The 26,599-nt window shown below is 45.3% G+C and carries 25 protein-coding genes and 4 tRNA genes; 1 reads left to right on the top strand and 28 read right to left on the bottom strand.

The genetic code is table 11. From position 1 onward, the window contains the following. Positions 1 to 41: 41 nt before the first annotated feature. The 23 genes from V1499_RS22760 to V1499_RS22870 all read right to left on the bottom strand — a co-directional run bounded on the left by V1499_RS22760 (position 42) and on the right by V1499_RS22870 (position 21,959). The gene (locus V1499_RS22760) at positions 42 to 1,283 is read right to left on the bottom strand and encodes a S1C family serine protease (RefSeq protein ID WP_409272835.1); all 1,242 of its coding nucleotides are present in this window, start codon (positions 1,281 to 1,283) and stop codon (positions 42 to 44) included. Between the two features lie 220 nt (positions 1,284 to 1,503). Next, on the bottom strand, positions 1,504 to 2,298 hold the full coding sequence (locus tag V1499_RS22765; RefSeq protein ID WP_409272837.1) for an MBL fold metallo-hydrolase: 795 nt from the start codon (positions 2,296 to 2,298) through the stop codon (positions 1,504 to 1,506). A gap of 5 nt (positions 2,299 to 2,303) precedes the next feature. Next, the gene (locus V1499_RS22770; protein WP_409272839.1) at positions 2,304 to 3,104 is read right to left on the bottom strand and encodes a two-component system regulatory protein YycI; all 801 of its coding nucleotides are present in this window, start codon (positions 3,102 to 3,104) and stop codon (positions 2,304 to 2,306) included. Continuing rightward, the gene (locus V1499_RS22775) at positions 3,091 to 4,404 is read right to left on the bottom strand and encodes a YycH family regulatory protein (RefSeq protein WP_409272841.1); all 1,314 of its coding nucleotides are present in this window, start codon (positions 4,402 to 4,404) and stop codon (positions 3,091 to 3,093) included. Before V1499_RS22775 ends, V1499_RS22770 begins: the two co-directional genes overlap by 14 nt. Beyond that, entirely contained in the window at positions 4,401 to 6,224 is a 1,824-nt protein-coding gene (gene walK, locus V1499_RS22780) for a cell wall metabolism sensor histidine kinase WalK (RefSeq protein WP_409272843.1), read from the bottom strand. Before walK ends, V1499_RS22775 begins: the two co-directional genes overlap by 4 nt. Positions 6,225 to 6,229: 5 nt before the next feature. Further along, positions 6,230 to 6,940, bottom strand: coding sequence for a response regulator YycF (yycF, locus tag V1499_RS22785; protein WP_409272845.1), 711 nt, complete (start codon positions 6,938 to 6,940; stop codon positions 6,230 to 6,232). Between the two features lie 307 nt (positions 6,941 to 7,247). Beyond that, positions 7,248 to 8,708 carry a peptidoglycan DD-metalloendopeptidase family protein gene (locus V1499_RS22790; protein ID WP_409272847.1) on the bottom strand — a complete coding sequence of 487 codons (1,461 nt, stop codon included), beginning with the start codon at positions 8,706 to 8,708 and terminating at the stop codon, positions 7,248 to 7,250. A 425-nt stretch (positions 8,709 to 9,133) separates the two neighbouring features. Beyond that, a tRNA-Phe gene (locus V1499_RS22795) sits at positions 9,134 to 9,206 on the bottom strand. 58 nt (positions 9,207 to 9,264) lie between these two features. Then, positions 9,265 to 9,341 (bottom strand) — tRNA-Asp (locus V1499_RS22800). Positions 9,342 to 9,347: 6 nt separating this feature from the next. Continuing rightward, positions 9,348 to 9,419 (bottom strand) — tRNA-Glu (locus V1499_RS22805). 17 nt (positions 9,420 to 9,436) lie between these two features. After that, positions 9,437 to 9,512: transfer RNA gene (locus V1499_RS22810), tRNA-Lys, on the bottom strand. A 359-nt stretch (positions 9,513 to 9,871) separates the two neighbouring features. Next, entirely contained in the window at positions 9,872 to 11,167 is a 1,296-nt protein-coding gene (locus tag V1499_RS22815; protein WP_409272849.1) for an adenylosuccinate synthase, read from the bottom strand. Positions 11,168 to 11,331: 164 nt separating this feature from the next. Then, entirely contained in the window at positions 11,332 to 11,886 is a 555-nt protein-coding gene (locus tag V1499_RS22820; protein WP_409272850.1) for a GNAT family N-acetyltransferase, read from the bottom strand. Positions 11,887 to 11,944: 58 nt separating this feature from the next. Beyond that, a complete protein-coding gene (gene dnaB, locus V1499_RS22825) occupies positions 11,945 to 13,309 on the bottom strand; it encodes a replicative DNA helicase (protein ID WP_316572291.1) in 1,365 nt (454 codons plus the stop codon). Positions 13,310 to 13,439: 130 nt separating this feature from the next. Beyond that, entirely contained in the window at positions 13,440 to 13,889 is a 450-nt protein-coding gene (gene rplI / locus V1499_RS22830) for a 50S ribosomal protein L9 (RefSeq protein ID WP_409272853.1), read from the bottom strand. Continuing rightward, complete coding sequence (locus V1499_RS22835; RefSeq protein ID WP_409272854.1) at positions 13,886 to 15,859, bottom strand: DHH family phosphoesterase; 1,974 nt, start codon at positions 15,857 to 15,859, stop codon at positions 13,886 to 13,888. The genes rplI and V1499_RS22835 overlap by 4 nt, the downstream gene beginning before the upstream one ends. 319 nt (positions 15,860 to 16,178) lie before the next feature. After that, entirely contained in the window at positions 16,179 to 16,418 is a 240-nt protein-coding gene (rpsR, locus tag V1499_RS22840; RefSeq protein ID WP_053368607.1) for a 30S ribosomal protein S18, read from the bottom strand. Between the two features lie 50 nt (positions 16,419 to 16,468). Continuing rightward, positions 16,469 to 16,981 carry a single-stranded DNA-binding protein gene (ssb, locus tag V1499_RS22845; RefSeq protein ID WP_409272856.1) on the bottom strand — a complete coding sequence of 171 codons (513 nt, stop codon included), beginning with the start codon at positions 16,979 to 16,981 and terminating at the stop codon, positions 16,469 to 16,471. Between the two features lie 71 nt (positions 16,982 to 17,052). Next, positions 17,053 to 17,340, bottom strand: coding sequence for a 30S ribosomal protein S6 (rpsF, locus tag V1499_RS22850; protein ID WP_066205283.1), 288 nt, complete (start codon positions 17,338 to 17,340; stop codon positions 17,053 to 17,055). A 179-nt stretch (positions 17,341 to 17,519) separates the two neighbouring features. Beyond that, positions 17,520 to 18,620 (bottom strand): redox-regulated ATPase YchF, encoded by a 1,101-nt coding sequence (ychF, locus tag V1499_RS22855; protein WP_316572295.1) that lies wholly within the window; start codon positions 18,618 to 18,620, stop codon positions 17,520 to 17,522. A gap of 157 nt (positions 18,621 to 18,777) precedes the next feature. Continuing rightward, the gene (locus tag V1499_RS22860) at positions 18,778 to 20,790 is read right to left on the bottom strand and encodes a molybdopterin-dependent oxidoreductase (RefSeq protein ID WP_409272858.1); all 2,013 of its coding nucleotides are present in this window, start codon (positions 20,788 to 20,790) and stop codon (positions 18,778 to 18,780) included. A 78-nt stretch (positions 20,791 to 20,868) separates the two neighbouring features. After that, a complete protein-coding gene (locus V1499_RS22865) occupies positions 20,869 to 21,066 on the bottom strand; it encodes a DUF951 domain-containing protein (protein WP_409272859.1) in 198 nt (65 codons plus the stop codon). Then, positions 21,066 to 21,959 carry a mechanosensitive ion channel family protein gene (locus tag V1499_RS22870; protein ID WP_409272861.1) on the bottom strand — a complete coding sequence of 298 codons (894 nt, stop codon included), beginning with the start codon at positions 21,957 to 21,959 and terminating at the stop codon, positions 21,066 to 21,068. Before V1499_RS22870 ends, V1499_RS22865 begins: the two co-directional genes overlap by 1 nt. Before the next feature lie 318 nt (positions 21,960 to 22,277). On the opposite strand from V1499_RS22870, the gene yyaC reads away from it, so the two are divergent. Continuing rightward, the gene (gene yyaC / locus V1499_RS22875) at positions 22,278 to 22,913 is read left to right on the top strand and encodes a spore protease YyaC (RefSeq protein ID WP_409272863.1); all 636 of its coding nucleotides are present in this window, start codon (positions 22,278 to 22,280) and stop codon (positions 22,911 to 22,913) included. 42 nt (positions 22,914 to 22,955) lie between these two features. Here the strand turns inward: yyaC and V1499_RS22880 are convergent, their stop codons facing one another. From V1499_RS22880 to noc, 5 genes are all read right to left on the bottom strand, one after another. Continuing rightward, a complete protein-coding gene (locus tag V1499_RS22880; RefSeq protein ID WP_409272865.1) occupies positions 22,956 to 23,669 on the bottom strand; it encodes a DUF554 domain-containing protein in 714 nt (237 codons plus the stop codon). Between the two features lie 61 nt (positions 23,670 to 23,730). Then, on the bottom strand, positions 23,731 to 24,585 hold the full coding sequence (locus V1499_RS22885; protein ID WP_409272867.1) for a ParB/RepB/Spo0J family partition protein: 855 nt from the start codon (positions 24,583 to 24,585) through the stop codon (positions 23,731 to 23,733). Continuing rightward, positions 24,578 to 25,339 (bottom strand): AAA family ATPase, encoded by a 762-nt coding sequence (locus V1499_RS22890; protein WP_316572302.1) that lies wholly within the window; start codon positions 25,337 to 25,339, stop codon positions 24,578 to 24,580. The genes V1499_RS22885 and V1499_RS22890 overlap by 8 nt, the downstream gene beginning before the upstream one ends. Before the next feature lie 20 nt (positions 25,340 to 25,359). After that, entirely contained in the window at positions 25,360 to 25,608 is a 249-nt protein-coding gene (locus tag V1499_RS22895; protein WP_409272868.1) for a hypothetical protein, read from the bottom strand. 63 nt (positions 25,609 to 25,671) lie between these two features. Then, positions 25,672 to 26,541: a nucleoid occlusion protein gene (gene noc, locus V1499_RS22900; protein ID WP_316572303.1), complete on the bottom strand. Its 870-nt coding sequence runs from the start codon at positions 26,539 to 26,541 to the stop codon at positions 25,672 to 25,674. Positions 26,542 to 26,599: the final 58 nt, after the last annotated feature.

Consider the following 26,599-nt stretch of genomic DNA (forward strand, 5'->3'; position numbering starts at 1 on the left):
AAAAACGGGATGGCCCATTTACAGACCGTCCCGTTCTCGTTTTAAATATCCCCTTCCCCAAGCTGAATAGTCGTTTCCATTTGCTTTCCCGCCCGGTAAAACTTGATTGTCATCTTTTCTCCGATCTTCTTTTTATTGTACAAGTGTCTCCGGAGATCGATGGCGTCCTTTATTTTTTCCCCATCCATCGATACGATTACGTCAAGTTCCTTGAGCCCCGCTTTATCGGCTGGCGAGTTCGGCACGACATGCCTGAGTGCTACCCCATAATTCACATCTCTTGGTAACATCAATTCCCCGTGTTGGAACGAAGTCGGCAGATCGGATACGGACCTGAGGTCGACCCCCATATACGGGCGGCGCACTTCACCGTATTTTTCAAGGTCCGCAATCACCGGCTTTGCATAATTGATAGGAATGGACAGCCCAATTCCTTCAACGGCACTTTGGGCAATCTTCATCGAATTGATGCCAATCACCTGGCCGGCAATATTGATAAGGGCTCCCCCGCTGTTGCCCGGGTTGATGGCTGCATCCGTCTGGATAACATCGGCCTGCCAGTCGGCAATCCCGTCCTGGTTAATATCGACTGGAATCGCCCGTTCAAGGCCGGATATAATTCCTTTCGTAACCGACCCCGAAAAGGTCAGCCCAAGCGGGTTTCCGATTGCGATGACCGGCTCGCCTGGCTTCAGGCTCTCGGAGTCACCAAATTCGGCAATTGTTTTAATCTTATCTGAACTGACTTCAAGGACGGCGAGATCCGTCCATACATCACTTCCCTTTAGTTTAGCAGGTATTTTATTGCCATCCGCAAGGGTTACTTCGAGCTCTTTCGCACCATCCACTACATGGTGATTCGTCACGATGTATGCTTTGTTTCCCGTTGCTTTATAGATAACTCCCGATCCGGTTCCGGCGGATTCCTCCTGTTCCTCACTGAACCAGAAGCCTCTCGATGTTCTGATATTGCTGATCCCGACAACTGCATCGGCAGCCTTTTCGACTGCTTTCGTTACATCGGTTTCCACATCTATAGCTACTTGTTTCCGGACTTCTGTTGTTGTTCCTCCAATGCCCGCCGCCGATTCCAGTGCCGGCTCATTTGTCGGCGCCACTTTATAAGGGAGCATTCCTGCATCCGAAAGAAAAGGAACAGAAAGAATAACGAGAAGCGCTCCTATTATTGCTCCGATAATACTGGTAAAAAAATACCCTTTTCTGCTCTTATTCGGCTCCGGCGCTTTATACCGGGTCTGGTAGTCCTGGTCATAATATCCCATGCAATACATCCTCCTTCAAAACTGCCGTACACAATGCCGCTTTATAAACTAATTATACTCCCTAAAAGGGATATATTTCGAATATAAAACGCATTCGATCATAGACACTTTTTCACTAGGCATATTTAATTTTGCAGTTGGATTTCCGCTCCTCGAGCGCATATATAAAGAAAAGAGCAAACATACATCCCAAGATGTACATTTACTCTTTTTATCGATCCTACACAGCGGTCAACACTGTCGGGATACGCGGGTCTGTATCATATAAATCAAACTGCTCGCCAATGCGAATGCCCCTTGTTTCAAGGGTCTGGGCAACAGACATCCTTGCCAGGTCCTTCATATTGTTGTCAAGGCTTAGGTGAGCCAGATAAATCCTCTTTGTATTGTCACCGGCAACCTCGCTCATCGCGATTGCCGCATCTTCATTGGATACGTGCCCGACATCGCTCAAAATCCGGCGCTTGACATTCCAGGGGTATCTTCCCATCCTCAGCATCTGGACGTCATGGTTGCTTTCAAACACATATGCATCCGCATTCGCAATTGTTCCCTTCATCCGGTCACTTACATAACCCGTGTCGGTAATCAGAACAAGCTTCTTTCCTCCCGAATGGAATACATAAAACATCGGCTCTGCGGCATCATGCGAAACGCCAAACGACTCTATATCGAGCGAGCCGAAGCTTTTGACCGTTTCCATCCTGAAAACAAACTTCTGTTCCGTTGGAATTTCCCCGATGCAATGCTCCATTGCCTTCCATGTCTTTTCATTCGCATAAATTGGAAGCTTGTACTTGCGCGCGGCGACGCCCAATCCTTTTATATGGTCGCTGTGCTCATGGGTGACCAGAATACCGGACAAATCGCGCATATCCCGGCCAATTTTCTGAAACAGTCCTTCCATTTGCTTGCCGCTCAGGCCCGCATCCACCAAAAACGAATGCTCGCCTGATTCCACATAGATGGCGTTTCCGGTACTCCCGCTAGCAAGCACACTAAATTGCAATGTCATTGTGTTCACTCCGTTAATTCGTTTTCCTCGCTCCCAAACGGGATGACCTGGCCCTCAAATGCATTGACATAGAGACTCTTACCATTATCAATCACAAAGCGCCATGTCGGGGCGAATACTTGTGAAGAGGCAAGCGGTACAATCGTGGAATAGCCAAGTTCCACTTTTGTTATCTTGCTTTTTGGCTCGATTAGCCCTTTTTGGACGAGGATTCCCAGTGCCTTTAGCGGCTGGATGACCTCTTCCTTCACATCCAGCTTCTTAATGTCTTCAAAATACGTCTGTTCGTACGAAACGATTTGATTCTTATCATTCAACTCGAAAACAATCTTACCGTTTCCATTAGCATTTTGGTACAAAAATTTATTCTGGTACTGCTGGAAATACGTGATAGTTTTTTTCCTATCGTCCTTTTCCCAATATTGATATTCTCTGCCAAACAAAATATTTTCATTGATGAACCCGGAAAGCGAAGTGGGTTCGGCATTTTCATCGAGTTGATAGGGCTCGGACAATTTTGAAACGAGGACGCTCTTTTCCCTTATGCTAATCGCCTGGTTCTTCAGTTTTTCTGTATCCTCTTTTGTAAATTCTTTAATTTTTGCACGGACATACTGATCCTTTATCGCTGCTTTGGGCATTGCTTCATAGGTGATATCAGCCGCCTTGAGCTGGTCCTCGACGGAAGTCTCCTTCATCATCTCAAGCTGATTGGCGCTATGCTTTGCCATTAACTGATACAAGAGGTAGACGTCCAGGATAAGAAAGGTAATGATGAAGATCGTTTTGATCCTACTCCAATCCATGCCGCATCACCCCCAACTCTTCCGTGCTGATTTGTACCCATTTCTTATTGTAGAGGTAGAACCAGGCGGGCTCAAGAGTGATAACGTTGGATACGGGATCCCTGTCCATCCTATAGCCTAGGATCAAGTCATCAAGAAGCTCCGGCTTGAACCCTTTTTGGCTTTGCAAAAACTCCAAGGCTTCCCTTCCGGACGGACGGACAACTTTTATCGTTTCAAGCGGAAGCTCCATAGCAAACGTTGGCCTTGTTAACCTTGTAATTGCATTTTTCCCCCAGAACTGATTAATTTCCGAAAGGCCTTCTTCATTGAATATTGGGTAACCATCCATGCTGTAAAGACGGAACGTTACCCTCTGCGAAGCTTCATGAAGGTAGACAAACCGGTAGGGGTCAGTCCAGCCGTAATGTTCATTGATAAAATCAATGCCCCGCCTTAACAGGTTTGTAGATCCGGACAAATACCCGTTATCTTCCGCGGGATTAATGAAAACAAGCAGATGCTTGTTCGTGTAAATATTCATTTTACTCGTATCGTTCGCATATTCTTCACCTGTACTGACAATGCTTTTTTGCACAAGGCTTGGGTTTTTGAAAAGGGCTTCTTTAAATTCCTCGGAGTCCAAATTTTTTGGCCAATACTTATATGCGCGCATTTCCGTTTCTTCTTCCGGCAGAAAAATTGTCCGCTTTTCAGTGGCCTCAAATGCAAAATAAGCCGGGTTCTGGCTGGCCCGTTCATAAAAGCTGCGATTGAACAGCGCCATAAGCGACGTGGAGATATAGCTGATATAAATCTCCCGGTTCCTCGAATTCGCAAAATAAACAACGCCTCTGTCTTTATGGAGGCTATTCATATCGATAACAATCCGGTCAAATTGGAAGGAAGGCAGCTTTTTTTCCTCGAAGTTCAGGATGTTCCTGAAAACCTCGACCGGCACCTCATGAGGATACACAATCTCAACTTTGCCGTTCCCATGTACTGCCTGTTTAAAAGTCCCCGCCTGTTCGGTATGGTTTTTCACATCAAAAAACATCCAACCTGACATTTCCTTCATCAGTTTGTCAATTTCATTGATACGTGAAGTCCCGTAATGCTTTCCTTCTGTATGATAAAGGATTCTGTCAGGCTTGATGATTTTGGACTCTTCTTTTCTCTCGCCCATTTTTACTTCTTCAACGTATTTCCCGCTAACAAGCAGGTCAAGGTTCGGCTGGTATGTCCATAAAGACCAGGTCAGCCCAATACTCATAAAAACAAGTAGCGTCAGCAAAATCGATTTTACAGTTTCATATTTCATGACCAGTCAACCTCTTCAGTCGGCTCGTAAGGCAAAGTGAAAATGATTTGCGTTCCTTTTCCTTCCTCACTTGTTGCCCAAATAGTACCGCCATGGGCATTTACCATTTCACGGGCTATCGCAAGCCCGAGGCCCGTACCGCCCAACTTCCGGGTCCTGGCCTTATCAACGCGGTAAAAACGGTCAAAAATCTTTCCGAGATTTTCTTTCGGAATCCCGATACCCTCATCCTTTATGCTAACCGTAATCTTCCCTTCCTCCTCAAGAACGGTAAAGATGACTTCCCCACCCTCAGGCGAGTATTTCAGGGCATTCGAAATGATATTATCAAGCACCTGGGTCAATTTATCCTCATCGATCTCAACAAAGAGCGGCTTGCGAGGCAGTATCCGGGTAAACCGGACATTTTCACGCTTTGCCATCTCGAACCGGTCGATGATTCTGCTGAAGAATTCGGTAAAATCAACCCATTCTTTCGATAGCCTGTAATCCCTACTGTCCATTTTTGACAATTGGAGCAAGTCGTTCACAAGCCTAATCATTCGTTCGGTTTCTGTCTGAGCCACATTCAGGAACTGCGGGCCAACCTCCGGGTCACCCATTACACCATCGGCCAAGGCTTCGAGATAGCTCCTCATCGTCGTCAGTGGCGTCCTCAGTTCGTGAGACACATTCGCAACGAACTCCCGGCGTTCCGTATCTATTTTTTCCTGCTCGGTTATATCATGGAGGACGGTAATCAGGCCGTTAACGAACCCAGTTTCTTTCTGGATGACAGACAGATTCGCCCTCAAAATATATGGGGTATGCTTAGTACTGTAATCAAGGATGATGGAATCCTTAATTTCCAGCAATTCTTCAAATGTATACGCCTCATCCAAATCAAGCACCGACACAATTGGCCGGGAAAGGACTGTTTCACGTGAAACGCCAAGCATTTTAGCCGCCGGATCATTGATAACGATGACCCTTCCCCTCCGGTCAGTCGCAATTACCCCATCGGTCATATAGGAAAGGACAGAAGAGAGTTTCCTCCGTTCCCCTTCTGTCGTCGCCTGGGCTTCCTGCAATTTTTTCGTCAGGTTATTGAATGTCATGGCAAGTGTACCAATTTCGTCGTAACCGTACACCTTGACCTTCCTTGAAAAATTGCCTTTGGCCATCGCCAACGCCTGTTTTTTCATATCCGTAATCGGCCGTGTGATCGTCTGGGCCAGCAGGATTCCAAGCGCTGCCGTAATCGCCAGCGCAATCGCGGTGCCAGTTGCCAAAATTCCATTGATTGTTTTCATTTGTTCAAAAACACTTTCAATGTTGGCAATAACCTGGATGACCCCAATGATTTTCCGTTCTGATTTTATCGGAGTGGCCAGTACCCATATCCGACGGCCATTTCCGTCAACGAGAATTTCGCTTTGTTCATCTTCAATGACAATGGATCGCTTGATCCTCATTTCCGTAGTCCTTTGCCCGATTACATCCTGGTCATTTTGCTTGGACGTCCCGAGAATTTTGAGCGAATCTGCTTCAATCAGCCTGACTTCAATAATATCGCCGACGGCAAATTCTTTTAAAATTCTCCTTATCTCCTCTTTGCTGTCCGTTTCCCCTGTTCCCCGTTCTTTTTGCATTTGTTCAACGAGGTTATAGCCAAGCATCGTTACCTGCCTTTTCAGGGACGTCTGGAAGTTTGCGGTAAGTGTTTCTTCAAGCTGCCTGACGAAATAAACCCCGATGATCTGCATGGCCACGAGGATTAGAAGTACATATATAAGCACAAATTTAAGATGGACTGAATTAAAAAAGCCGACTTTTTTCATTTAACTTACTCCTGGTCAGGGTTGCGCAAATAATAGCCGACTCCTCTTCTTGTCACAATCCACGCTGGGTGGCTCGGGCTGTCTTCGATTTTTTCGCGCAGCCGCCTCACCGTTACGTCCACGGTACGGACATCTCCATAGTAATCATATCCCCAAACAGTTTGCAGGAGATGTTCCCGTGTCATGACTTGTCCAATATGTTTGGCAAGATAGTGAAGGAGTTCAAATTCACGATGTGTCAATTCAATTATTTCGCCCCGTTTTGATACTACATAGGCATCCGGGTGGATGGTGAGCGATCCGATTTCTATTTCATTCGAAGAGTCATCTCCATTGGCCTGTCCAGACGGAAGCTGGTGCCTCCTCAGGTTCGCTTTTACCCTTGCAATCAATTCCCTTGTACTGAAAGGCTTCGTGACATAGTCATCGGCGCCAAGTTCAAGGCCAAGAACCTTATCAATCTCGGAATCCTTTGCAGTCAGCATAATAATGGGCATTTCGTGTTTTTTTCTGACTTCCCTGCACACTTCCATCCCATCGCGGAGGGGCAGCATGATATCCAGAAGTATCAGGTCCGGCTGAACCTCTTCAACCATAGAGATAGCTTCGTTTCCGTCGTATGCACAAAAAACATTGTAGCCCTCTTTTTTTAAATTGAACTGCAGTATATCGGCAATTGGCTTTTCATCGTCTACGACCAAAATTTTCTTCTCCATCCCAAAACTCCTTCCTCTTCCCGTTCTATTACATTTATCCACTCTTAACGGCAGCAAGCAAGAACCCCGAACAAGATTCAGAGAATCCAAAAGGAAAGGCGGGGAACCAACTGCCCGTAAAGGTTCAGATTGATGAACTCAAGCTTACGCTGTGTGTTTAAGCGGCTCAGTTGAACCAATCGGGTTCACTTTTATACTATTTAACTTTACCATTTTACTCGCCATAAATCATCTATTAGCAACAATTGCCTAATCGCAAAAAAGCCTCCGGATGTATACCGGAGACTTGTATTCTTATTCTTGCATTCTATCTTCTTATATATTTCAGCGGATTTTGGAGGCTGCCATTTTTATATACTTCAAAATGGAGGTGTAGGCCAGTCGAATCCCCCGTTGAACCCATGAGGCCTATTTTTGACCCCTTTGCAACTGTCTGCCCAACACGGACATCGATGGATGATAAATGTGCATAGACGGTTCGAAACCCATTGTTATGGTCAATGACTATTTTCTTTCCATAACCCCCGTCCCATCCGGCGGAAATAACCGTTCCATTGTCAGCCGCTTTGATTGTATGGCTTGAAGGCCTGGCGATGTCAATCCCCTTATGCATTTTTCCCCAGCGGTGGCCAATCTTGCTCGATACATATCCTCCTGAAGCGGGCCAGACGAACGAACCTTCGCCACGTGATGGAACAACTTTTGTTCCCCTGAGAATAATATGGTTAATAGGCTTTTGCGTAATTTTCTCGCTTACAACCGACTTATTAATGACCTGGCCTTCTTGTTCGGAAATTGCATAAGTGACTTCCCTGGCCCCATTTTGGCCTTCCTGTTTCACCTTTTTATCACCTTTGAACATCGACGCGCTATCAATTACTTCTGTTTTAAACGAAATGGTTTCCTTTTTGAAAACTTCCTTGTCGACTATTACTTCGAGATAAGGCTTGGGAACGGTTATGTTCAGTTCCTGGCCAATTTTAATAAGGGAATCTTCTTTCAAGCCGGGGTTCAGAGTAAGCAGCTGTGCCGTTGTAAGATTGGCACCCACGGCGATCGACCCAAGTACATCCCCTTCTTTTACTATATATTTCTTTTCTTCCAGCGTCCCTTTTTGCAGGAACTTCAACGCTTTTTCCGGTGTAAGGATTTTCTTTGGTGAAATTGTTGTCATCTGGACTTCCGCCTCATTGGAAAAACGGACATCAAGGACGCGTGTTTCATTTTCCTTTAAAGGAGGTAAAACCGTTTCAGGCTGGCTTTTCCTAGCCTCAACCTCCTCTAGCTGATCCTTGGTCACATATTTATACTTTAGCAGTTTAATGACCCGTTCAGCTGCTTCCTGGCTGTCCAGGTAAACGACCGGCTGGCCATCAATCACAATTGCTGCGGATTCCACTTCAAGTGTCATTTCCTGTGCAAGCTTTTGAACGGCTTCACGGTTGTTAGCCGTTGACCGGAAAACCTGTTCCGGAATATAGGTAATTTCAGAACCAAGTTTGAAGTTCTTATTCATCTTCTGCATATCCAGAACTTGCTTTTCAACCATGGCTTCGACAACATTTTTATCAGTCACGGTGCCTATGTATGTATGATTAAGATAAACATAGTATACAGTGGTAAGCTTTGGTTCGGCCTCCGCCTTTTCCCCGGCCGCCAGGAATAATGCCATGGCCGCCAATGCGGTAAGCATATATTTTTTTATGTGATTAATTGTCATATTCGGTTTTTTCGTTGGCAAGGAACATTCCTTTGAAAATAATTCCATTGTTATCCTCCCTGGGCGACAGAAACAAAACTTCTTAGTTTTTATAGTTTCAACTAATTTCCTATTGGGAAATATAAAATATTTTTGCACAATTTATACTTTACCATAAATTAATTTAAATAGATTATAAGTACTAATAATGTAACAAAAATGTATAATAGTTGACATTTACAGGAAAAAATTGGCGGCGAATTTTCTTTAAAATGGAGGTTTTCTTGAAAAAAACAGAGGAAAGCCGGGTCTAAAAGCCTATATACAGTGGGTTTTTAGGGGTTTCGACAATTTACGTAGTAAAAACGACTTAGGAAAGAAGAGTCAGGGTAGTTTTTGGTAAAATAAGGTTTTTTTATTACAGGATTGTTACGAATAAGGGTATTTTATTGGGAAATAAAAAGAAAAGCAGGGTTTTCTGCTTTCCACGTTGATGGCTCAGGACGGAATCGAACCGCCGACACAAGGATTTTCAGTCCTTTGCTCTACCGACTGAGCTACTGAGCCATATTTTGTTTTACTTTCTAAATAAAACGATCGTATTATGTATGGCACTTTTTAAAAGTGGCGGTCCGGACGGGACTCGAACCCGCGACCTCCTGCGTGACAGGCAGGCATTCTAACCAACTGAACTACCGGACCAGTATATGACCCCTACGGGATTCGAACCCGTGTTACCGCCGTGAAAGGGCGGTGTCTTAACCGCTTGACCAAGGGGCCATTTATCAAAAAATAAATGGTGAGCCATGAAGGACTCGAACCTTCGACCCTCTGATTAAAAGTCAGATGCTCTACCAACTGAGCTAATGGCTCGTACAAAAAAAATTTCCTAAAGATAGATTAACTTAGTCAGATGCTCCGTAGAACTCTCGTTGCTCTACCGACTGAGCTAATGGCTCCTAATAAAATAAACTATTATTCTCGTCTATCCGGCATAGTTGCCTTTTGCCGGTGGCGACGTTTTTTATAATAGCATACGCACTGAATATGAAGCAAGCAATTTTAGAAAAAAAATTAATTTAAACCTCTTTTGCAGTAATGTTTACTCTTTTTCCCTATACATCATTTTTAAAACATCAAAATGACTCTCAAAGACCGTGAATCAGTAGGACTCGAAATAAGAAAAAGAGTGGAACCCCCTCCTGAAAGGAGAAGGGTCCCGGTATCCATACTTACATACTTGTCCTCCAAGGGCTCCTGACAACATTTGTCTGTGAACGATCAGGGCCGACTGAGAAAATCGACAATGGGATGCCAGTCAGCTGGGAAAGCCTTTCAAGGTAATGGCGAGCATTCTCGGGCAGTTCGCCGAGCGTCTTGCAGCCAGTGATGTCCTCTGTCCAGCCCGGGAACTCTTCATAGACTGGTTCGCACTCCGCAAGCACCTTCAGGCTTGCAGGAAACTCTTCAATGATTTCTCCCTTGTAGCGGTAGGCCGCGCAGATTTTTACCGTCTCCAGGCCTGTCAGGACATCAATTGAGTTGAGTGACAAATCCGTAATACCGCTGACCCGACGTGCATGGCGGACAACGACGCTATCGAACCAACCAACCCTGCGAGGGCGTCCGGTTGTAGTGCCGTACTCGCGGCCAACTTCCCTGATTCGGTCGCCAATCTCATTCTTGAGTTCTGTTGGGAATGGGCCATCGCCGACACGAGTCGTATAGGCTTTGGAAACGCCGACGATATTCGTAATTTTTGTAGGGCCGACACCCGATCCAATTGTCACCCCGCCGGCAACCGGGTTGGATGACGTAACAAATGGATAAGTCCCCTGATCAATGTCGAGCATGACTCCCTGCGCGCCTTCAAACAGAACGCGGCGCCCTTCATCAAGCGCATTATTCAGGACAACCGAAGTATCGCAGACGTATTTCTTAATCTGCTGGCCATATTCATAATACTCATCAAGGATTTCTTCAGCTGTAAACCCTTCTGTTTCATATATTTTTTCAAAAAGACGGTTTTTCTCATCAAGGTTTCGGGTAAGTTTTTCTTTAAACTCATCCTTGTCCAGTAGATCGGCGATCCTGATGCCTACTCTTGCCGCCTTATCCATATAAGCAGGGCCAATCCCCTTTTTCGTTGTTCCAATCTTATTGGCGCCCTTTCGCTCTTCTTCAACTTCATCGAGCTTTATATGGTATGGAAGGATCACGTGCGCCCGATTGCTGATGCGAAGATTGTCTGTGGAGACCCCTTCTCCGTGCAAGTACTCCAATTCCTTGATAAGCGCCTTCGGATCGACGACCATGCCGTTCCCGATTACGCAGATTTTATCGTTATAGAATATCCCCGATGGTATTAGGTGCAATTTATAGGTAACGCCGTTAAATTTAATTGTATGGCCGGCGTTATTTCCTCCCTGGTAACGGGCTACAACTTCTGCATTTTCAGAAAGGAAATCAGTAATCTTTCCTTTTCCTTCATCGCCCCATTGTGTACCAACTACAACAACTGATGACATACAAGCACCTCCAAAATTGGTTACGTTTATATTGAGCAACAAACCATACCAATCTTATCAATTTCGCGGATGAAAAGTCAAGAAAATCCGAACATTAACTCCATTATAACTCTGTCATGTTCGTAATATACTAGTAATTTACTAGTTTCATCTCATTTCCAACGTTAATTTTCATTCAGATAATACACGAGGTTATCCGTCCACTTGCCGAATTCATATATGAACCCTTTCCTGACACATTCAAACTGCATGCCAACACTTTGTGCCAGACGCTCCGAGGCGATATTATCAACATTAATATGGGCTTCTATCCGGTGATAACCTAATTTTGTAAATGCAATTACCAATGCTTCCCTTACCGCTTCTTTTCCATACCCTCTGCCCCAGAACTGGTTATGGATTGTGTAACCGATCCTACCCCATTGGAAACCTTCTCTAGCCAAAGTAGAGAAATCAATCGTGCCGACATGCCGGCCATCCTCTTTCAAAAAAATTTCAAAGATATAGGCTGAATCTTCTAATGCCAATTGCTGATATTTATTAACAAGATTTACAAACCACTCTTCTGAGCACTCTTCCATATCAATAAGCCCATCATCATATTTGTGCTGGGAAGGCAGCCTGTCGGAAAACCCTTTTAACCAGGCTTCGTAATCTGAAGGTGTAATAGGCCTGATTATAAGCTTGGTTGTTTCGGAGGCGATTAAATATGTATCCATAAGTTCACTCCAAAAATGAAAATTGCCGGCCCATTAACAGGCCGGCATATTAAAACCGTTACGCGCCTGGAGGAATAGCCGAATCATCGAATCGGGTCTCCAGGTTGACGAACTTATTGTATTCTTTTACGAATGCCAACTGAACTGTGCCTGTCGGGCCGTTCCTCTGCTTGGCAATGATGATTTCTATGATGTTCTTATTCTCTGATTCTTTATCATAGTAATCGTCCCGGTAGAGGAACGCGACGATATCGGCGTCCTGCTCGATACTCCCGGATTCACGGATATCGGACATCATCGGGCGCTTATCCTGCCGCTGCTCTACACCACGTGACAGCTGGGAAAGGGCGATGACCGGTACCTCAAGCTCCCTCGCAAGTTGCTTAAGGGAACGGGAGATTTCCGATACTTCCTGCTGGCGGTTCTCGCCGCTCCTGCCGCTTCCTAGAATCAACTGAAGGTAATCGATCATAATCATTCCAAGCCCATGCTCCTGCTTCAGGCGCCTGCATTTTGAACGGATATCTCCAACCCGCACCCCAGGTGTATCATCTATGAAAATTCCTGCCCGAGACAGGCTGCCCATGGCCATTGTCAATTTGCCCCAGTCTTCATCCGTCAGGGAACCGGTCCTTAACCGCTGCGCATCGATATTTCCCTCTGCGCAGAGCATCCTCATCACAAGCTGCTCAGCACCCATCTCAAGGCTGAAGATGGCGACATTTTCACCGGTTTTAACAGCCACGTTCTGGGCAATATTCAATGCGAAAGCCGTTTTACCTACCGAAGGGCGCGCGCCAACAATAATCAAATCGTTTCGCTGGAAACCAGCCGTCATCCTGTCCAGTTCTCGGAATCCGGTCGCAATCCCGGTAATGTCCCCTTTACGGTTATGCATCATTTCAATATTGTCATATGTCCTTACAAGGACATCTTTAATGTTATGGAACGCACCTGCATTTTTGCGCTGGGCAACCTCCATGATGCTTTTTTCCGCTTCGGATAAGAGGAGTTCCACTTCATCTTCACGAGAATATCCATCCTGGGCAATCGTCGTTGCTGTCCGAATCAAGCGGCGCAGCAATGATTTTTCTTCAACGATTTTCGCATAATATTCAATATTGGCAGCGGTAGGCACGGAACCGGCCAGCTCGCTCATATAGCTGACCCCGCCAATATCTTCAAGGAGCTTCGCCGCGGCAAGTTCTTCTGTGACAGTGACTAAATCGACGGCTTTCCCCTCATCATTCAATTTAAGCATCGTATTGAAGATTTTTTGGTGGGCTGCCCTGTAGAAATCCTCTGGAATCAATATTTCGGTTGCCAGTGTCAAAGAAGCCGGTTCTAGAAAAATCGCTCCAAGCACTGCCTGTTCCGCTTCTATATTTTGGGGCGGCATGCGATCCGCAAATACATCATTCATCAAAAAATCCCCCCGTCCTCGAGGTAATACTGCTTAAAACCGCGAAAAAAAGTGACCAGCCGGGCCGATCACATTTTTTAAGCTACTCTATTATCTTATCATGTTCTCTGTCGAAATCTACCACTAAAAATTAGTTTCCTTCTTTTACATACACCTTGAGCGCCGCGGTGACTTCATGATGAAGCTTGACTGGCACCATTGTCTGGCCCAGGCTGCGAATGGCATCCTCTAGCTCCATTTTTCTTTTATCAATTTTAATTCCATGCTTCTTTTGCAATTCTTCCGAAATTTGCTTCGTTGTAATCGATCCGAACAGGCGGCCGCCTTCTCCGGATTTCGCGTTTAGTTCCACCGTGATTTTTTCAAGCTTTTCCTTTAGCTCTTTCGCTTCCGAAAGCTCCTGTGCCGCCATTTTCTCTTCTTTCTTCTTCTGGGCATTCAAATTGCTCATATTTGCCTGGTTCGCTTCGACAGCAAGACCTTGTTTAATAAGGAAGTTATGCGCATAGCCATCGGCGACATTTTTCACTTCGCCTTTTTTCCCTTTTCCTTTAACATCTTTTAGAAAAATTACCTTCATTCCGCTTTTCCTCCTTCAAAATAATCATCGATGGCTCGCCGCAGCATTTGCTCAGCCTCATCAATTTCTATATCTGTTAGCTGTGTGGCCGCATTGGTCAAATGTCCGCCGCCCCCGAGGCTTTCCATAATGATTTGTACATTGACTTCACCAAGTGAGCGGGCGCTGATGCCAATTTGCCCATCGTCCCTTTTTGACATCGCGAATGAAGCCTGGATGCCATCCATCGCAAGCAGTGTGTCCGCGGCCTGCGCCAGCATCACCTGATCATAAACCTTGCCCGCATCCGCTTTTGCAATCGCAATGCCTTCTCTGTAAAAATAGACGGATTCAATCAGCCTTGCTCTTTTTATATAAGTTTCAACATCTTCCTTCAAAAACCTCTGGACAAGAATTGTATCGGCTCCCAGTGACCTTAAATACGATGCCGCGTCAAACGTCCTCGCTCCTGTCCTAAGTGTGAAGCTCTTCGTATCCACGGTAATTCCCGCAAGCAGGGCCGTTGCTTCTATCATACTGAACCTGGCCCGTTTTGGCTGGTATTCAAGAAGTTCGGTGATGAGCTCGGCAGTCGACGACGCATATGGCTCCATATACACGAGCAGAGGATTGCTGATAAAGTCTTCCCCTCGCCTGTGGTGGTCAATAACGACAACATCGCTTATGGAGTCAAGAACCCTTTCATCAATGACAAGCGAAGGCTTGTGCGTATCGACAATTACAAGCAGCGTATCATCTGTAGCCAAATCAAGTGCCTGCTCCGGGGTAATAAAGCGCTCGAATAAATCGGGGTGCTGCTTTATTTCCTCCATCAGCCGCTGGATTCCTGTATCAATTTCTTCGTAATTCATTACGATATAACCATCTCGCTCGTTCATTTGGGCAACCTTGCTGATTCCTATTGCCGATCCCACAGAGTCCATATCAGGGAATTTATGCCCCATTACGATGACTTTGTCGCTTTCTGCAATCAACTCTTTCAAAGCGTGGGAAATAACCCTCGCCCTGACCCTCGTCCGCTTCTCTATCGGATTTGTCTTTCCTCCGTAAAACTTCACTTTTCCATTTGATTGTTTGATTGCCACTTGGTCTCCTCCGCGGCCGAGTGCGAGATCTAGGCTCGATTGGGCAAGCGTCCCCAGTTCTGGCAATGACGAGACACCTGCTCCTATGCCTATACTAAGTGTCAGGGCAACATTTTGTTTCATCGTCATTTCCCTGACTACATCCAAAATCGCAAAATTACCCTTTTCCAATGATTGAAGTATGCTTTCATTGAAAACGCCTATAAAACGTTCAGATGTAATCCGCTTCAAATAAATGCCATTGTCGTTCGCCCACTTATTCAGGATGGAAGTAACAAGATTATTGATGCTGCTCCGTGCCTGATCATCAAGCCCCTGGGTTAGTTCTTCATAATTATCAAGAAAAATAATAGCAATGACTGTCCGCTCGTCCCTATACATCTTTTCAATTTCAGTTTGCTCGGTTACATCAAAAAAGTAGAGGAGCTTTTCATCCACTTTATGAATGACCCGGAATTTCCGGTCATGGAGCGTAATCAGTTCTGTTTCCACATCCTGCTTAATCAAAGGAACTAGCGACTCAGCAACATCATAAAGGGACCTCCCCGCCAATGTCTCCTCATCAAAACAGGAAGCTAGAAAAGGGTTGGTCCACTGGATGCAAAGATCATCGTTAATCAGCATGATTCCGATGGGCATTTCCATGAGCGCCTCTTCCCCAACCTTCTTAACCCGGTAGGAAAGAGTGGAGATATACTCCTCCATTTCCTTCCGCTGGCGCCTATCGATTTGAAGCAAATAATAAAGAGCGGCTCCCGCCAGGACGTAGCCTGCTATGCTTATAACCATATGATAACGAGCAAGGATGCCCAAAAGCACCAACGTTAAGCATAGTAATCCGTAAAAAGGATAACGTATTGACCGCTTTTCCAAAAATGACGGCATTCTTTCAGCTCCCTGACAGAAATGTTCCAACGTTTCAGCGTCGGCAAAGTAGATCGCTTTTTATTTCAAAAGCATCCACATACCGAATCCTAATTTCATTATACCCAATATCTTATTCATGAAAAGAAAAACAACTGGTTTCACAAAATGTTCTAAATACAGAACGAATCATGATGGTTTTTATTCTTTTAGTAGTTTTTTTAAAAAAAAGAAACAAGGAGGAGGCCGTTCATCTTCCACAGCCTTCTTGTAAAAAAAGAACGTGAAAATGTTAAAAAGCAGCAAGGGAAATTTCCCTGCTGCTTTTCAAATCAGGCGATTATTCGCCTGCAACGTATGGAAGCAATGCCATTAAACGAGCGCGTTTAATCGCGATTGTCAATTTGCGTTGGTATTTTGCGTTTGTGCCAGTCACACGGCGAGGCAAAATCTTGCCACGTTCAGAAATGAACTTTTTCAATAGATCCACATCTTTGTAATCGATGTGTGTAATTCCGTTTGCAGTGAAGTAGCACACTTTACGGCGCTTAGCGCGGCCGCCTTTACGTCCCATTGCCATCGGTATGTCCCTCCTTTTTTTAAAAAATGTATAGTAAGTTCGTTATCGTCCTAGAATGGCAGGTCATCGTCGGATATATCAATCTGTCCGCTGCCAGCGAACGGATCATCATCCATCCGAGTATAGCCCTGCTGCTTTGCGGGTGCGGGCCGTTGATTCTGATTGTTGTTCCCAAAAGGATTACCCTGTTCCCTTGGAGCACTGCCATAGTAATCGTTGTTGTTGTCGTTTCTATTGCCGGAATTCCTTGGTTCAAGGAATTGAACGCTTTCCGCTACGACTTCTGTTACATAGACACGCTTTCCGTCCTGCCCTTCATAATTGCGGGTTTGAATACGGCCATCAATGCCCGCCAAACTCCCTTTTTTAAGGTAATTGGCGACGTTTTCCGCTGGTTTTCTCCATACCACACAGTTAATGAAGTCTGCCTCTCTCTCACCCTGCTGGTTAGAGAATGTACGGTTAACCGCAAGAGTAAATGTAGCCATCGGAACACCGCTTGGCGTATATCGAAGTTCAGGATCTTTCGTTAAACGGCCAACCAGTACGACACGATTCATCATCAGAATCAACTCCCTTGTCCAGTCGATGTTCCACGTGGAACATTTCTCCCGGAACGATTTATCTGTAAGGATTATTCTTCTTCTTTAATTACGATGTGGCGAATGATATCTTCGCTGATCTTCGCAAGACGGGAGAATTCTTCTACCGCCGCTGGCTCAGCATTCACCTTTAGGATTTGGTAGTATCCGTCGCGGAAATCATTGATTTCGTAAGCTAGACGGCGTTTACCCCAATCCTTGGCTTCAGCCACTTCCGCACCATTGTCAGCCAGAATAGTGTTGAAACGCTCAACAAGCGCTTTCTTGGCCTCATCTTCAATGTTTGGGCGGATGATGTACATAACTTCGTACTTTCTCATCACAGTCACCTCCTTTTGGTCTAAGCGGCCCATAGTGGGCAAGGAGCAATTTATCAATTACTCACAAGGTAAAAGTATACCATAGAAACGCCCAATGCGCAACTCACGCTTGAATGAAACGCAAAAAAGAAGGCGGCAGTCAGGAATTCCCGCCGCACACCTTCAAGTGTTTTTCGTTTTTAAACATTGAAACGGAAATGAATGATGTCGCCATCCTTCACTTCATATTCTTTTCCTTCCAAACGGACTTTTCCTGCCTCTTTTGCGGCATTCATCGAACCATTCGCTAGCAGGTCATCATAATGGACCGTTTCAGCCCGGATGAACCCTCTTTCAAAATCGGAATGGATGATTCCGGCGCATTGCGGTGCCTTCATCCCTCTCCTGAAAGTCCAGGCGCGGACTTCCTGGACGCCCGCGGTAAAATAAGTGGCAAGCCCAAGGAGGCTGTACGCCTTCCGGATCAGCTGATCAAGGCCGGATTCTTCAATCCCTAGCTCTGAGAGGAACATTTCCTTCTCTTCCCCTTCTAGCTCGGCAATTTCTGACTCAATTTTTGCACAAATCACAATGACTTCTGCATTTTCATTTGCTGCAAACTCCCGGACACGCTGGACATATTCATTCGAAGAAGGATCGGCCACATCTTCCTCGCCAACGTTCGCTACATACAATACTGGCTTGATTGTCAAAAGGTGAAGCTGTTTTGCAATTTTCAATTGATCTTCTGTAAATTCAACTGCCCTCGCAGGTTTTTCAGCTTCAAACGCTTCACGGAGCATGGACAGTACTTCAAATTCAGCTGAAGCATCCTTATCCTTTTGCTTTGCCAGCTTTTCAACACGGCCAATCCGCTTTTCCACCGACTCCATATCAGCAAGAATCAGCTCAAGATTAATTGTTTCAATATCTGAAATCGGATCGACCTTACCGGCTACATGGGTAATATTGTCATCCGCAAAACATCTAACCACCTGGCAAATCGCATCAACTTCACGAATATGGGATAGAAACTTGTTTCCAAGGCCTTCCCCTTTGCTGGCACCTTTAACAATCCCGGCGATATCGGTGAATTCAAAGGTTGTAGGCACAGTTTTTTTTGGCTGGACGAGTTCTGTAAGCTTGTTCAAGCGATGGTCCGGCACTTCGACAATTCCGACATTCGGGTCGATTGTACAAAACGGGTAATTGGCTGATTCGGCACCCGCTTGGGTTATTGCATTAAAAAGCGTGGACTTCCCAACGTTTGGAAGGCCTACAATACCTGCTGTTAACGCCATAGTTCGGTCACTCCTCTAATATAAACATAATCTATTGGAAAATTTAGCATTGAAATTGTATTTAAAAGCCCTACACAATTATAGGCATTCCTAATTAAAAACACAAGGTTGGCTTTCATTTGGCTTCCCAATAAAAACTGCCGGAAGAACCGGCAGTTTAGATGTCCTCAATCTTTTTTATTGCTACTAAGCAGTCATACAACGTGCTGCCCAGCCCATTATCGGAAGGAAGGCTTGATGTAAGGCTATTGACAGAGCCGCCAAACTTCTTCCAAATGCCTTCATCGATATTAATTGTTCCCGGATGTGCTTTTGGCAAAATGGAAACTATTCCGGTTACCTCTCCCCGCTCATTCCATACCTTTGCCTTATCACCATCCAAAAGTCCATGCCTATTCGCGATGTCTGCCGCGATTTCTATAACAACACGCGGTTCTTTCGGCAAGATATGATAATGCTGCGAATGGTTCGACCTTAGCGGGTGGATTGTCAAAAGCGAATATGGGAATTTGGCCGCTAATTCAGGCTTTGTCCATTTCGTTTCATTTGGCAATGATAGCTGGAGCTTTCCGTCCATTCCCTTTTGTCTTGCGAGGTTTGAAGTGAATTCATATTTTCCAGAAGGTGTGTTAAATCTTCCATCCGCCCATGGAACCTTAACAACCGGCAGTTCGAATGTATGGTGTTCCTTTAAAAATGCAAGAGTCAGTCCATCTTTATTCAAAGGCTCCAGGAACTTTTCCAGCCATTGTCCGGGTGTATAGGCAAAATCATCGCCAAAGCCAAGGCGGTTTGCCAGCTCAGTCCATATCCATAAATCCGGTTTTGCCTCTCCGGGTGGATCCATCAGTTTAGGCGCATAGTTAACATAATGATGGAACATGGAAGCATAATAAAGGTCTTCTTCTTCAAAAACGGCCGTAGTAGGCAGAACATAATCAGCAAGCATAGCTGTGTCAGTCATGAACTGGTCAATTACGACAACCGTTTCAACCTTTGAAAAAGCCTCCTCGACGATATTGGAGTCCGGAACCTGGGTTGCAGGATTGCCGCATGTGACAATGGCCATCTTAATTTCAGGATTTTTTTCGGACAGAATCATTTCAGCCTGCCTCATGATTGGGAATTGGCGAAATTCCTTTTTCCGCTCATTCAATGAAAGCCTGCCAGCCTGAAAGCTCTTTCCAACCTGAAGATTTGCATAATTGGCTCCACCGCCAGGAATGCCAATATTCCCACTGGCTGCAACGAGCGAATCAATAAACCTGATTGTATTGCCGCCATTCCGGTAACGCTGCATGCCGAGGCCAATATATGTTGACACAGGCCGATCGGCATAAATGGCCGACAGCCGCGTAATCGTCTCTTTTGGAACTTCTGTTTTTTCGCTAATTTCCTCTATCGTTATCGTATCAAGAAGGGCCTCGACATCACCAAAGCCTTCGGTGAATTGGTCAATGAAGGCGCGGTCTTCCTTTCCACCCCTGAGCAATTCCTTTAAAATGCCCGCAGCAAGCAGGCCGTCCATGCCTGGCTTGATTGAGATATAGTCATCTGCCAATTTCGCGGTGGCATTATATATTGGATCGATCACAAGGATGTGAATTCCCTTTTTCTTTGCTTCAAGGAGGCTTTGGTAGAAATGCAGATTCGTCCTCGATGCATTCCTTCCCCACACAACGATATGCCTGCTATTAAATAAATCGCCCGGCGCATGGCTGAGCGCGTCGCCAAAATCCCACATTTGCGCCTCTATGCCTGATCCCCAGCAAAGCGAACCAACCAGTTCCGTCACCCCGCCGAAAGCATTAAAAAAACGCTGGTCAAGGTTTTTCAAGAGCCCGCTGTTCGCATAATCATGGCTGTGGAGAACTGCTGTTGTGCCATATGTTTCCTTAATATGCGCCATCTTTGAAGCAATTTCATCTAGTGCCTGTTCCCATGATATCTGAACAAATTCACCATTTGTTTTTTTCAGAGGATGAAGCAGCCTGTCATCCGATTCAATTCTCTTGATTAAGGATCGGCCTCTGCCACATATTTTTCCTTTTGTAATCGGATGGTCAGGGTCGCCATCTATTTGAATAATCTTCCCCTTTTCCATTGTTACCTGAAAACCACAGTTGTCCCAGCAATTCAGCGGGCACGCTGATTTCACGATTGTTTGCAACTCCACACCCCCGCAAGCGCCTCTACATGTTTTTAAATACAAGGTTAATACATTTTTACAAAAAAAAGAAGCATGAAATTAATCTTCATGCTTCACAAGGATCTTTTTCATTTTTCTTGAAAATTCTTTCCGCGGTATGAGAACGCTATGGGAGCAGCCTTCGCATTTGATCCTGATGTCCATCCCAAGGCGAATGATTTTCCAGCGATTCACACCGCATGGATGAGGCTTTTTCATTTCCACTATATCATTCAGGCCGAATTCTTTTTGTTCCATCAGCTTTCCCCCCTGTCAGCGGCTTGGCCGCCTTTATTCTCGCGTGAATACATGACCATTCTTGGGAAAGGAATATCGATCCCGTGCTGGTCCAATCCACGCTTGATTTCTTTACGGATCATTCTTGCAACCGCAAAGTGTTTCATTGGCTTTGTTTCCGCCACAACCCTTAAGGTTACCTCTGTAGGGCTAAAGTTTTGCACCCCTACAAGTTCAGGCGGTTTCACCATATCCTCATGCACGTTCGCCAACTTCGCTATAATTTCCAGGATAATCTTTTCGGCTTTTTCAATGTCCTCTTCGTATGCAATTCCGATATCCACCACGGCCATGCTGTTATTTAAGGAGTAATTGGTCACTTGTGTAATGCTTCCGTTGGGCAGAATATGCACTTCCCCTGTCCAGCTCTTAATTTTCGTCGTCCGGAGGCCAATCGACTCCACAGTTCCTTCAAACGTATCTATCCTAATATGGTCGCCAACCGAGAATTGGTCCTCAAAAATAATGAAGAATCCGGTAATGACGTCCCTAACGAGGTTTTGCGCGCCAAATCCCACTGCCAGGCCAACAATTCCAGCCCCAGCGAGCATGGCCTTTACATCAATCGTCAGCTCGGTAAGAATCATCACAAACGCAATGAAATAGATGGCATACGAAAGAATGTTATCAAGCAGCTTTACAAGGGTTGCCTCGCGCCGTTCCGTTACCCTTAGCGGCATTTTAAGTCTTAAATCAAATGCTTTATGGATAGCTGCCTTTCCTATTTTGATCAGGATCCCTGAGACTATCAGAATAAGAAGGATTTTTATCGCTCCTTCTCCGATCGCGACCCATTTGTCTTCATCAAGGAATCTGTTATGTATCTTGTTCATTACTCTGTTAAATGAATCCACTTTTCCACCGCCAATCAATCAATCATTATCATTCTAGTTAGAAGCCGGAATTTTTTCAACTTTTCCCGGTCAAATCCCTTATTTTTCTAGTCCATTACTCCCTAAAACTCGGGATTCATCCTTCTTTCTACCCTGTTTAGCAAAAACATTTTACAGGTATGTATAGAGTACGAAATATATTCGTATACTGATACTATTCTTTATCTCCGCACCGGGAAAAGGTTTTACCCCACCTATATTTTCATTTCCTGCCCCGGACGTTTACCAGATAGCAATAGAAACGAATGCGTGTATGCTTTCCATGAAGGAGTGGGCTTTATGACATTTAAATCAGGCTTATTTGACAGGGTGCAGAACAGCCGGATTCACCATGAGGACGCCAAAGCTGAAGCAAAGCTTGCAGGTGAACTCATTTCACATTTGCCCCTGTTAACAAGCCGGCCAATTGTAGTGGTCTGCATTGGGACTGACCGGTCGACAGGGGATTCATTAGGACCTCTCGTTGGTAGCTTCCTTGAGGAAAAGAGATTGCCGTCTTTCCATATTTATGGAACATTGGATGACCCGATTCATGCAGTGAATTTAGAAGAAAAACTAAAGGAAATAACGGAAAAGCATTTTCATCCATTCATTCTTGCAATTGATGCTTGTCTTGGGCGTTTTAAAAGTGTAGGAATCATACAGGTTTGCGATGGCCCTGTCAAACCAGGGGCCGGAGTAAACAAGGAACTGCCTGAAGTTGGGGATATGCACATTACAGGAATCGTCAATGTGAGCGGTTTCATGGAGTTTTTCGTTTTGCAAAATACGAGGCTCAGCCTCGTTGTTAAAATGGCTAAAACGATTGCGAATGGAATCCATTTAGCCTCCAAATACCAATACAACCAGCTTGGCTGGTCGGAAATTCGTTGGAACAGGGAGCCGGGAGCAGCAATAAACGAACAAACAACCTAAAAACAGGAAAAGAGCGCGAGCCTTCTCCTGTTTTTTGTTTCCCTATGTAAGCTGATGGTAAAAATAGAGGCATCCAACTGCCAATGCCGTAACAAGTATGCCTGGGAGGAGGTTTGCAACCTTAATTTTCGTTATGCCGGCCAGATTCAGGCCGATGGCAAAAATCATTACCCCGCCGGTGGCCGTCATTTCCATAATGAATTGATCCATTAATGCAGCCGGGACTATCCTGTCTATCTGGGTCGCGAACAAAGCGATCGTCCCCTGATACAACATGACCGGAACGGCGGAGAATATAACCCCAATGCCAAGGGTCGTTGTCAGGATAAGCGAAGTAAAACCGTCAATAATCGCTTTAGTATAGAGAACATCGTGATCACCGCGTATTCCGCTGTCCAGGGCACCGATGATAGCCATTGCCCCGATCACAAAAATGAGTGTCGCGGTTACGAACCCCTGGGAGATGCTTCCCTTTCCGTTTGAGCCGATTTTCCGTTCAAGCCAAAGGCCGAGCCGGTTCAGCTTGCCATCCAGGTCCCAAGCCTCGCCAAGCACCCCTCCAAGAACAAGGCTCAAAATGACGATAAGGAAGTTTTGGCTTTTAAGGCCCATTTGCAAACCAAGTACCATCACCGAAAGGCCAATTCCGTGCATGACGGTCGATTTCATTCCTTCAGGTATGCGATGGAGAAGTTTGCCAAGCAATGTGCCTAGGATGATCAACAGCCCATTAACCAGTGTTCCCCATAAAAACATATCTTTTTCCCCTATCTGTTAAAAACTTGCTTCCTAAAAAAAGAAACCATCAAGTGATGGCCTAGTCGTTTGATTCGGGTTCCAAAAGATCCAGAAGCCTTTCCAAATCTTCTTTTGAAAAGAACTCGATTTCAATCTTGCCCTTGTTCTTTGTTTGTTTAATGTGGACCGTGGTCCCGAACCTTTCACGAAGCTGGTTCTCCCTTTCCCGGATGAAACGGTCCTTTTTCTTTTCCGGCTTTTTTGTTTCACGTGAAACATTTTCATTTAGCTGCTGAATAAGTTTCTCAAGCTGGCGGACATTCAGGCTTTCCTTGACCGTTTTATCAACAAGGAGAGAAAGTTTGGCCTTTTGCCTCAGCCCAAGAAGAGCCCTTCCATGTCCCATTGAGATGGTGCCTTTTGAAATAAGCTCCTGAATTTGTTTTGGCAGAGAGAGGAGGCGGATATGATTGGCGACGTGCGGCCGGCTCTTCCCAAGGCGTTTCGCCACTTCCTCCTGTGTGAGGTTTAGCTTTTCCATAAGCGTCTGGTAAGCTGCGGCTTCTTCGATTGGGCTTAAATCTTCCCTCTGCAAATTCTCAAGGACCGCCAGTTCCATCATCTGCTGTTCCGATAAATCCCGGACCACAGCCGGAACTGTTTCCAGCCCCGCTAATTTGGCGGCACGGTAACGGCGCTCCCCGACAACGATTTCATACCCTTTTATGCTTTTTCGGACAACGAGCGGCTGGAGGATTCCATGTTCCTGTATGGATTCTTTCAGCTCCTCGATAGCTTCGGGCTCAAAATGCTTTCGGGGTTGGTAAGGGTTTGGACGCAAGTCTTTAATTCTGATATCCTGGACGGATTCTTCAGATTCCAAATCCATATTGGCAAAAAAGGCATCAAGCCCTTTTCCAAGTCCTTTAGCCATTAGAAACCACTTCCTTTGCCAGATCTAGATAAACTTCAGCACCTCGTGATTTCGGATCATAGATGATAATTGGCTCCCCATGGCTCGGAGCCTCGCTTAAGCGTACATTCCTGGGAATAATAGTCTTATAGACTTTGTCCTGAAAATATTTTTTAACCTCTTCAATAACCTGGATTCCAAGATTGGTTCTGGCATCAAGCATGGTGAGGAGTACCCCTTCTATTTTCAGGTCCTGGTTAAGATGCTTTTGGACCAGCCGGACGGTATTCAGCAGCTGGCTCAGCCCTTCAAGCGCGTAATATTCGCATTGCACGGGAATCAGGACTGCATCGGAGGCAGTAAGGGCGTTGATGGTCAATAAACCGAGGGAGGGAGGGCAATCGATGATAATGTAATCGTACTCGTCCTTTACCTCTTCAAGGGCCCTTTTAAGCCTGACTTCGCGGGAAATTGTGGGTACCAGTTCGATTTCAGCCCCGGCCAGCTGGATGGTGGCGGGAATTGCGGACAGATTTTCCACAGATGTCGGCCTGATGACCTCTTTTGCTTCGACATCATCGACGAGCACATCGTAAATGCATTGCTCCACATCGGCCTTTTCCACTCCAATCCCGCTCGTTGCATTCCCCTGGGGATCAATGTCGACCATTAAGACTTTTTTTCCTATGTATGCTAAGCAGGCGCCCAGATTGACAGAGGTGGTCGTTTTCCCGACTCCTCCTTTTTGATTCGCGATTGCAAGTATTTTGCCCACGATGTCACCTACCTTTTTGCTTAAAAATAACTGGCTTTGCCAAAAAGTTTTGAGAAAGCCATGCATTCTATTTTATCATGAAAAATCATTGATGGAGGTTTTTTTATGAAAATAATCCTTCCATCAAAGGAATTGGGTACTAAAATGACTGAAATATCTAAGAAGGGAAAAAAATCGCTCAAATTTCCAGGGATGATACCTTCACTACCATTATATCGCCCAAGTGAAACACCGTCCATCTCCACAGGAACGTATGTTTCCTTTTTCAAAAGAGTCCCATTGTTCCTACATAAAAAAACGGACCTCAAAAGAAGTCCGGTTTGTGTTCTCTATTATTTTTTCTTTGGAATTTTAATAGTGAATTGGTAATACTCTTCGAATTCCTCTTCCTCTGAATCAAGGGGGATGCCGCTATCCGAAACCATTGTTAGCGACTGGCGGATTGTGTTGACGGCAATCCTCATATCTTTGCTGAACGCCTTTCGCTTCGGCTTTGGCTTTTGTTCCTGCTGCCCAAGAAGCTTGATGACCCTTTCTTCGGTTTGCTTCACGTTTAAATTTCTGGCTATAATTTCTTCCATTACCGCAACCTGTTTCGCCCCATCTTTTAAAGGAATGAGCGCGCGGGCATGCCTTTCGGAAATTTGCTTGTTCAATAGCGCATCCTGAACCTCCTGTGGAAGCTTCAGAAGCCTAAGCTTATTGGCAACCGTTGACTGCCCTTTTCCCAGGCGCTGGGCAAGCGCTTCCTGAGTCAAGTTATGGAGCGTAAGCAGTTTTCCATACGCAAGGGCTTCCTCGATTGGGGAGAGTTCCTCGCGCTGTAGATTCTCAATTAGCGCGACGGAAGCCGTTTCGGTATCGGACATATTTTTAATAATGGCAGGAACTTCTTCCCAGCCTAGTTTTTTCATTGCGCGCCATCTGCGTTCACCGGCAATGATTTCATAGCGGCCGCCTTCGAATTCGCGGACGACAATAGGCTGGATGATGCCATGCATATGGATGGTACGGGACAATTCCTCTATTTTTTCATCATCAAAAACCGTCCTTGGCTGAAACCTGTTTGGGACGATTAAATCTATCGCTATTTTCTTTATTTCTTCATTGCTATCGTCTGTCTCTATATCAATCTCTTTTTGAAGGTCAACTTGCTCTTCTTTTTCACCCCGGCCAAAAAAGCGTGAGAAAGAACTCTTCATCTCCTGCACCACCTTTAAAATACTCCCTCTTAACTAATTCTCTATTGTTCGAAAAAAT

The sequence above is a fragment of the Neobacillus oceani genome, assembly GCF_046237595.1.
In the GTDB taxonomy this organism is placed as follows: domain Bacteria; phylum Bacillota; class Bacilli; order Bacillales; family Cytobacillaceae; genus Bacillus_D; species Bacillus_D oceani.